This is a genomic window from Terriglobales bacterium (assembly GCA_035937135.1).
In the GTDB taxonomy this organism is placed as follows: domain Bacteria; phylum Acidobacteriota; class Terriglobia; order Terriglobales; family Acidobacteriaceae; genus DASYVL01.
In genome coordinates, this window is record DASYVL010000164.1 from 1 (window position 1) to 7,214 (window position 7,214).

Consider the following 7,214-nt stretch of genomic DNA (forward strand, 5'->3'; position numbering starts at 1 on the left):
CAATGACGAGGAGCGCGACCAGTTCATCGAGCAGTTCTGGCTGCGGCGCGACCCCACCCCCGACACGGTGGAGAACGAATTCAAGGAAGAGCACTACCGGCGCATCGCCTACGCCAACGAGCACTACCAGTCCGGGAAGGCCGGCTTCCGCACCGACCGCGGCCGCGTCTACGTGATTTTCGGCCCGCCGGATGAAATTGAATCCCATCCCACCGGCGGCTACTACCAGCGCCCGTCAGAAGAAGGCGGCGGATCCACTTCCACCTATCCCTTTGAGATCTGGCGCTACCGCTACCTGGAGGACATCGGCCAGGAGATCACCATCGAGTTCGTGGACACCTGCATGTGCAGCGACTACCACATGACCATCGATCGCTCGGAGAAGGACGCGCTGCTCAACGTCCCCAACGCCGGCCAGACCTGGTACGAGGAGATGGGGCTGGCCAACAAGGCCGACCGCTTCACCACCGGCGGCATCGAGCGGCTGGGCCAGGGACCGTTCACCAACCATCGCCAGCACGACAACGAGTTCGACCGCCTGGAGATCTACGGCAAGCTCAACCGGGCGCCGTCCATCAAGTTCAAGGACCTGGAAGAGGTGGTCACGCACAAGATTCGCGTGAACCTGATGGCCTTTGACGTGCGCGCCGACTTTGTCCGCGTCACCTCGGATACCGTGCTGGTCCCGGTGACCGTGCAAGTGAAGAACCGCGACATCACCTTCGTCAACAAGGACGGCATCCAGCGCGGCGTGGTCAACATCTACGGGCGGGTCACCACCCTCACCGGGCGCGTCGCCCAGACCTTTGAGGACACGGTGCAGGTGGACGTCCCCGCCGAACTGCTGCCCAAGACCATCGAGAACACCTCCGTCTACTGGAAGGCTATGCCGCTGCGCCCCGGGCGCTACCGCGTGGACCTGGTGGTGAAGGACGTGAACGGAGACCGCGTCGGGACCTGGAGCAAAGGCATCCAGGTACCGGACTACGGGGACGAAAAGCTCGCCTCCTCCACCCTCATCCTGGCCGACCAGATGGAGAAGGTCGCGCCCAAGAACGTGGGCACCGGCAGCTTCGTGATCGGCACCACCAAGGTGCGCCCGCGCCTGGAATCCTCTGACGGCAAGCCTGCCAGCTTCAAGCGCACCCAGAAGCTCAACTTCTGGATGCAGGTGTACAACCTGGGCGTGGATGAGAAAACCAACAAGCCCTCCGCGACCTTCGAATACCAGGTCGTGAACACCGCCAACAACCAGACGGTGGTGACCTCCAGCGAGTCCACCGACCAGATGGGCAACTTGGGCGACCAGGTGACGCTGGAAAAGCAGGTGTCGTTAACTGCCCTCGAACCCGGCACCTATCAGGTCACGGTGAAGGTGAGCGACAACGTCTCCAAGCAGTCCATCGCTCCTTCGGCCAAGTTCGTGGTCGAGTAAGCGGAAAGGACGCAGGCAGTGAGCGCAGGCAAAAAGCTGGGCTGGATGCTGATAACGCTGGCGCTGGCGGTGCCGGCCCTGGCCGCTTCCAAGCCCGGCTCCATCAGCGGGTATGTGAAGAGCTCCCGCGGGACGCCCCAGATGGGGGCCAGCGTCGAGGTGTCCACCACCGGCGGCCTCGAGACCTCCACCGTATTCACCGACGCCCGCGGCTACTACCGCGCCGCTGGCCTGCTGCCCGGCGTGTACTTCGTCAAAGTCACCGCGCCCGCCTTCCTGCCCACCCTGCGAGAGAACGTGGCGCTACGCGCCGGCGCCCACCTGGCCGTCAACCTGACGCTCAACACCCTGTTCGAAGCCATGGAACTGCTGCCCTCCCGCCGCCGCGCGTCGGAAGACGACGACGACTGGAAGTGGACCCTGCGCTCTACCGCCAACCGCCCCATCCTGCGCGTGCTCGATGACGGCCCGCTCGTGGTGGTGGCCAGTTCCTCCCGACAGGAGGACCGCACCCTGAAAGCGCGGGTGGCCTTCCTCGCCGGCTCCGAGAATGAAGGCTTCGGAAGCGCCAGCGACCAGACGGCGGCCTTCAACGTGGAGCGCTCCCTGTTCTCCTCTGCCGCAACCGTTTCTTTTGCCGGCGACATTGGCTACGGCAACGGGTCTCCCAGCACCGTTCTGCGCGCCACCTACTCTCATAAGCTTTCGAACGGCTCCCATCCCGAGCTGGCGGTCACCTTCCGCCGCCTGGCCGCGCCCGCTGCCACTTCCCGCGACGCGGCACTCGAAGCCCTGGCCCTCTCCCTCTCCGACAGCACGACGCTCATGGATTTCGTCGAGTTGAACTACGGCGGCGAGCTGCAGGGCATCCAGTTCCGCGGGCGGATGAACGCCTTCCGGCCCTTCGGTGGCGTGGCGGTGCACCTTTCGCCCAACACCGTGGTGCGCTACCAGTACGCCACCGCCCAGCCCACCACCCGCCTGGCCAAGGGCTTTGACACCGCGCCCGCCGACCTCACCGAGTCTGGTCCGCGGATCACGCTGCTGGGGTCCGAGCCGCGGCTGGAGCGTGCTCGCCACCAGGAGATCTCCCTGTCCCGCCGCCAGGGGAAGAACAGCCTGCAGGTGGCCGTCTACAGCGACCACATCGCGGACACCGCCCTCACCGGCGCCGGCGTCGTCAGCTCCACTTCCGGCGAGTTCCTCCCCGACGTCTATTCCAATACCTTCGCCTTCAATGGCGGCAACCTCGACGCGCGCGGCCTGCGCGTCGTGGCGGAGCGCAAGTTGGGCCCGAACCTCAGCGGCGCACTCAGCTACGCCTACGGCGGCGTGCTGAAGCTGGAAGGCTCGAACCTGTCCTGGGATCAGGTGCATTCGGCGTTGCGCAACCAGTACGCGCACGCCGTCACCGCCAAGATGATGGGCCGGGTGCCGCACGTCGGCACGCGCTGGATCGCCTCCTACCGGTGGACCAGCACACACGCCCTCACCCCGGTGGACCTGTTTGACGCCTCTCCTGGCCAGGCCGATCCCTACTTCAGCTTCTTCATCCGCCAGCCGCTGCCCAAGAGTTCCTCGCTCGGCCACATGGAAGCGCTGATCGACGTGCGCAACCTGCTGGCCGAGGGCTACGTCCCCGTCTTCGGACAGGACGGCCATACCCTCTACCTGATGCAGGCCCCGCGCTCCATCCGCGGCGGCCTCGCCTTCACCTTCTAAAGAATTGTCATCCCGAGCGCGGCGCGAGGGACCTGCTTCTCTTGGTCAGACGCCAGCCCGTTGACGCCGCCCCCTCCTTCGATTAGGCTCCGCCTTCATCATTTCCCAAGAGGGTCGAGCCATGTCGAAACGAACTCATCGCCCTGAATCCTCCAGCGCCATCACCCGGCGTGCCTTCGCGCGCTCCGCCGCGCTGGCCGCGGCCACCATCGCCGTGCTGCCCGCGAACGCCTTCTCGCAGGCCGCCGCGCCGTCTCCGTCGCCCGCCGCCCCGTCGCCACCCGAAGGTTCAGCTCCGCCCAAGCTCTCCGCCGCCAGCCAGGCCGAGGTCGAGGCCCGCGTCCAAGGCGTGATGCGCCAGTTCGGCGACCGCCTCTCCGGCGCGCAGAAGGCCGAGGTCCGCCGCCTCATCACCCTGGGCCAGGAGGGGGTGGAGAGCCTGCGCGCCTTTCCCCTCTCCATCTCCGACGAGCCCGCCACCGTCCTCAAACTGCGCAGGGGAGGGAAGCGCTAGCCATGGCCTCCCCCAACGCACTCCATTCAGATGACGCACTCTATTCAGATGACATCCTTTATCTGTCCGTCCGCGAATTGGGCCAGCGCATCCGGGCGCGCAAGCTTTCCCCGGTGAAGCTGGCGGAAAGTTATCTCGAACGCAGCCAGACGCTGGGCGCGAAGCTCAACGCCTACGCCACCCTGACCCCGGAAATCACGCTCAAGGAAGCGGCCGCGACCGAGCGCGAGATCGCGGCGGGGAAGTACCGCGGGCCGCTGCACGGCATCCCCTACGCCGCCAAGGACTTGCTGGCGGTGGCGGGATACCCCACCACCTGGGGCGCGCGTCCCTTTGCCGGGCAGAAGTTCGACTACGACGCCACCGTCATCGAGCGCCTGCGCGCCGCGGGCGCGGTGCTCTTGGGCAAGGCCGCCATGATCGAGCTGGCCGGAGGCATGGGCTACCACTTCGGCAACGCCTCCATCAGCGGCCCGGCGCACAATCCCTGGAACGAAGAGTGCTGGACCTGCGGGTCGTCTGCCGGCTCAGGCGCCATCGTGGCCGCCGGGCTCGCCGGCTTCGCCATCGGGACGGAGACTTGGGGCTCCATCGTCTGCCCCTCGGCCTATTGCGGCGTCTCCGGCCTGCGGCCCACCTACGGACGCGTCAGCCGCCACGGTGCCATGGCGCTTTCCTTCTCCATGGACAAGATCGGCCCCATGGCTCGCTCGGCCGACGACTGCGGGCTCATCCTCTCCGCCATCGCCGGACACGACCCTGCCGACCCTGGCTCGCTGCCGCCCAGCGATGCGGCCTTCACGTATTCCCCCGAAGGTGGGACGTCGAGCTCACGGAAGAAGCCACTACGTGTGGGCTGGCTCAAGAATCAGTGGAAGAAGATGGATGCCGGTGTAGAGGCGGCTTTTAAAGCCGCCGTCGAGGTCCTGAAGAAGAACGGCTGTGACTTCTCCGACGCCGAGCTGCCCGACGGCAAGGGCGCCTTCGGCGCGGCCGCCGGGACGATTATTTCTGTCGAGGGCTGCTCCGCCTTCGAAGCGCTGATCGATTCCGGCCGCATCTCCGAGCTGGTGGACGACCAGGGCCGCCTCGGCGGCTACATCAACCGCCAGATCCCGGCCTCGGACTTCCTGCGCGCCATGCGCATCCGCGCCATCGTGCAGAAGAAGATCGAGGCGCTCTTCGAGAAGTTCGACGTGCTCTGCGCCGCCTCGCTGCCCGTGGCCGCCACCAAGCTGTCAGAAGACCTCGACAAGGCCCTCGACTTCGCCGACCCGATCGGCGGCATCGGCAACCTGTGCGGCCTGCCCGCCATCAGCGTCCCCTGCGGGTTTACGGAAGGGAAACTCCCGGTGGGCATCCAGTTCATCGGCCCGCCGCTCGGAGAGGACGCCGTCCTGCGCGCCGCCCGCACCTTGCAGCAGCACACCGACTGGCACAAGCAGCGGCCGCCGGTGGCGTAGCGCCGGCGTCTCGAGAAACGAGAAACCGGAAACTGGAAAGTGCGCAGCGAGAAACATGGATGTTATAATTTCCAAACCGTTAACAGTTCACTGTCTTACCGTAAACTGTCCCACCGTGGGCGCGTAGCTCAATTGGTAGAGCAACTGACTCTTAATCAGTAGGTTGAAGGTTCGATTCCTTCCGCGCTCACCACTCCAAACACCAGCATAAGCTCACGATGAGCCTCGACGCGTCTGTCGCTTGTCCCAGGTTTCGAGGATAAACATGGCTAACGTGAGCGCAGAGTGGGCGGTTAGGCGCGCGTGGCGAGGCTCAACTTTATACGTCTTCCTGCCTTGCCCGTGTGCCGACCCCTTGTGAGTGCGAAGGCCAGCGGTTCCATCCACAATAGAAGCGAGTCCACTGAGGATCTTCTTGAGGTCCTCGTCTTGGAACGACACTGGGTCAAGCTTCAGGTCCTTCCTTACGACATTCCACAGCGGCTTGATGCTCTCATCAGCGGGCATCGTAAGCCTTTCGTCAGCAATATAAAGCTTGAAGAGCGATTCCAAGAGAGCACAGGAAGCGGTGACTGCTGCAGGTGGGTCACGTTCTATATTCTCGAAGATGCGATCGAACTCGGATTGAAGTGCAGCCAAGTCTCTTGTCCGAATGATGTCTTCGACGCTGCGACTCACCACGCCGAGACCAGAACGAACGACGTGACCACCTTTCAAGTATGCGAGCGAATGTTCAGCAAGTTTTGCATTGATTTGCTCGCGTTCGGCAGAAAGGTCCGTGAGCACGCCGTACCCCGACGAGTCCACTTCCATGAATTCCTCCAGCGCTCTCCCCAAGGTGGAGAGCGGGTCGGTAATGGCAGAGTCGGTGTTCGCCCGCTTCAGCCAAGCTCGTGCTTTGTCTACCTTGTTGCCGAAAGGCGGGTCCCCGGTCAGCCCGGCCTGTTCCATCAAGAAGTCAAGACGGTTGTGAGTGTAGTTGCGCGCTAGCACATCGGACACTACCGCGATAACAGGGACAGGAATCTTCATCAACAGATCACCCGTGCCTCCAGCGCAATTCACGGCGGTTGAGCCGCCCCCCTACTCTAGCTAGAAGTAGACTCCGGTTTCGCCCTTGTTTTTTCCAAGTAGGCATCCATTGCGGCCTTCTTGGCGTCGTCCCACGCGTCATATTCTGCGATGACCTCTTTGGCCTCCTTTCGCAACCTGGCATCCTCATTCTGCCACCACAACTCGTCCTGTCGCTCTTGCCGGTGGCTCCACCACACCCAAACAACGAACCCGACTATCGACCATAGAGCCAGCATCGCGATGATCGTGGTCCTGTCAAGGTCGAGGACCAACGATGTGATGCAGAGCAAGAAAAGACCCCAGGTCCAAGGGCCAGGTCGCTCACCTGCCGGCGAGCGCTCTACGGCCACCAGGAACAGGACCACGGCCGCTGCGACGATTAACCACAGGGGTATATACATATTCCTTCTCTGCCTTCGAATTGAACGCCCCAAGCTGCCTGGCCCAATTCCTCAGCCTGGAATCACTTGAGTTCCCCATTGCCCACCTCGCTCTTTGGTGTTCCCGGTCCAGCAACCAGTAGCGTCTATGACAGGTGCTGTCGTGCGCAGATGGGTCGTTCCATCCCCCTTGGATGAGGTTATCGCAATAACAGGTGGGGCCATCGATTTCCCACTTCCGCATCGCTTCAACTTGCTGGCGGCTGCGCTCTGCGGCGGATGGGCCGGTGACCCGCTCCCAGACGAACCCGAAGAAATATCCAAGGCCGGAGAGTGTCAAAAGGCCAACGACTAGAAGTGCCAACGCCAGAAGTATGCCGCCAGCGATGGTCCACATGGCTTCACCTGCCGATTCCTGATTCCACGCCTTAGCGGAGGCATCGTCAAGCCCGGCGGGTGGCCCACCCCTACCAGGCAGGCTGAGCAACCCGCAGCGCTGGGCCTATACAGGTTCCTGAGGGGAACCCAAAAGCAGCTTTCTGCAGCTGGGTTGACTCCATCAGCAGTTCGATTATCCGTTTCAATTGACCCACCTGCGCTGGCGTCTGAAACTCCTGTGATTCGGC

At 63.7% G+C, this 7,214-nt stretch carries 5 protein-coding genes and 1 tRNA gene; 5 read left to right on the plus strand and 1 reads right to left on the minus strand.

Annotation, left to right across the window (positions count from 1 at the left end):
* The 5 genes from VGQ94_09450 to VGQ94_09470 form a co-directional block, all read left to right on the plus strand.
* Positions 1-1,435 (plus strand): GWxTD domain-containing protein (locus VGQ94_09450; GenBank protein ID HEV2022744.1); only part of this gene is annotated, 1,435 nt, incomplete at its 5' end.
* An 18-nt stretch (positions 1,436-1,453) separates the two neighbouring features.
* Positions 1,454-3,157, plus strand: coding sequence for a TonB-dependent receptor (locus VGQ94_09455; GenBank protein ID HEV2022745.1), 1,704 nt, complete (start codon positions 1,454-1,456; stop codon positions 3,155-3,157).
* A 121-nt stretch (positions 3,158-3,278) separates the two neighbouring features.
* Positions 3,279-3,671: a hypothetical protein gene (locus VGQ94_09460; protein ID HEV2022746.1), complete on the plus strand. Its 393-nt coding sequence runs from the start codon at positions 3,279-3,281 to the stop codon at positions 3,669-3,671.
* 2 nt (positions 3,672-3,673) lie between these two features.
* Entirely contained in the window at positions 3,674-5,134 is a 1,461-nt protein-coding gene (locus tag VGQ94_09465; GenBank protein ID HEV2022747.1) for an amidase, read from the plus strand.
* 117 nt (positions 5,135-5,251) lie between these two features.
* Positions 5,252-5,327: transfer RNA gene (locus VGQ94_09470), tRNA-Lys, on the plus strand.
* 20 nt (positions 5,328-5,347) lie between these two features.
* Here VGQ94_09470 and VGQ94_09475 read toward each other — a convergent pair.
* Complete coding sequence (locus VGQ94_09475) at positions 5,348-6,166, minus strand: abortive infection family protein (protein HEV2022748.1); 819 nt, start codon at positions 6,164-6,166, stop codon at positions 5,348-5,350.
* Between the last annotated feature and the right edge of the window lie 1,048 nt (positions 6,167-7,214).

What these genes read in the sequence shown, in the direction of transcription:
- VGQ94_09460 (HEV2022746.1), top strand. Translation starts at nt 3,279, where the DNA reads ATGTCGAAACGAACTCATCGCCCTGAATCCTCCAGCGCCATCACCCGG.
- VGQ94_09465 (HEV2022747.1), top strand. Translation starts at nt 3,674, where the DNA reads ATGGCCTCCCCCAACGCACTCCATTCAGATGACGCACTCTATTCAGAT.
- VGQ94_09475 (HEV2022748.1), bottom strand. Translation starts at nt 6,166, where the DNA reads ATGAAGATTCCTGTCCCTGTTATCGCGGTAGTGTCCGATGTGCTAGCG.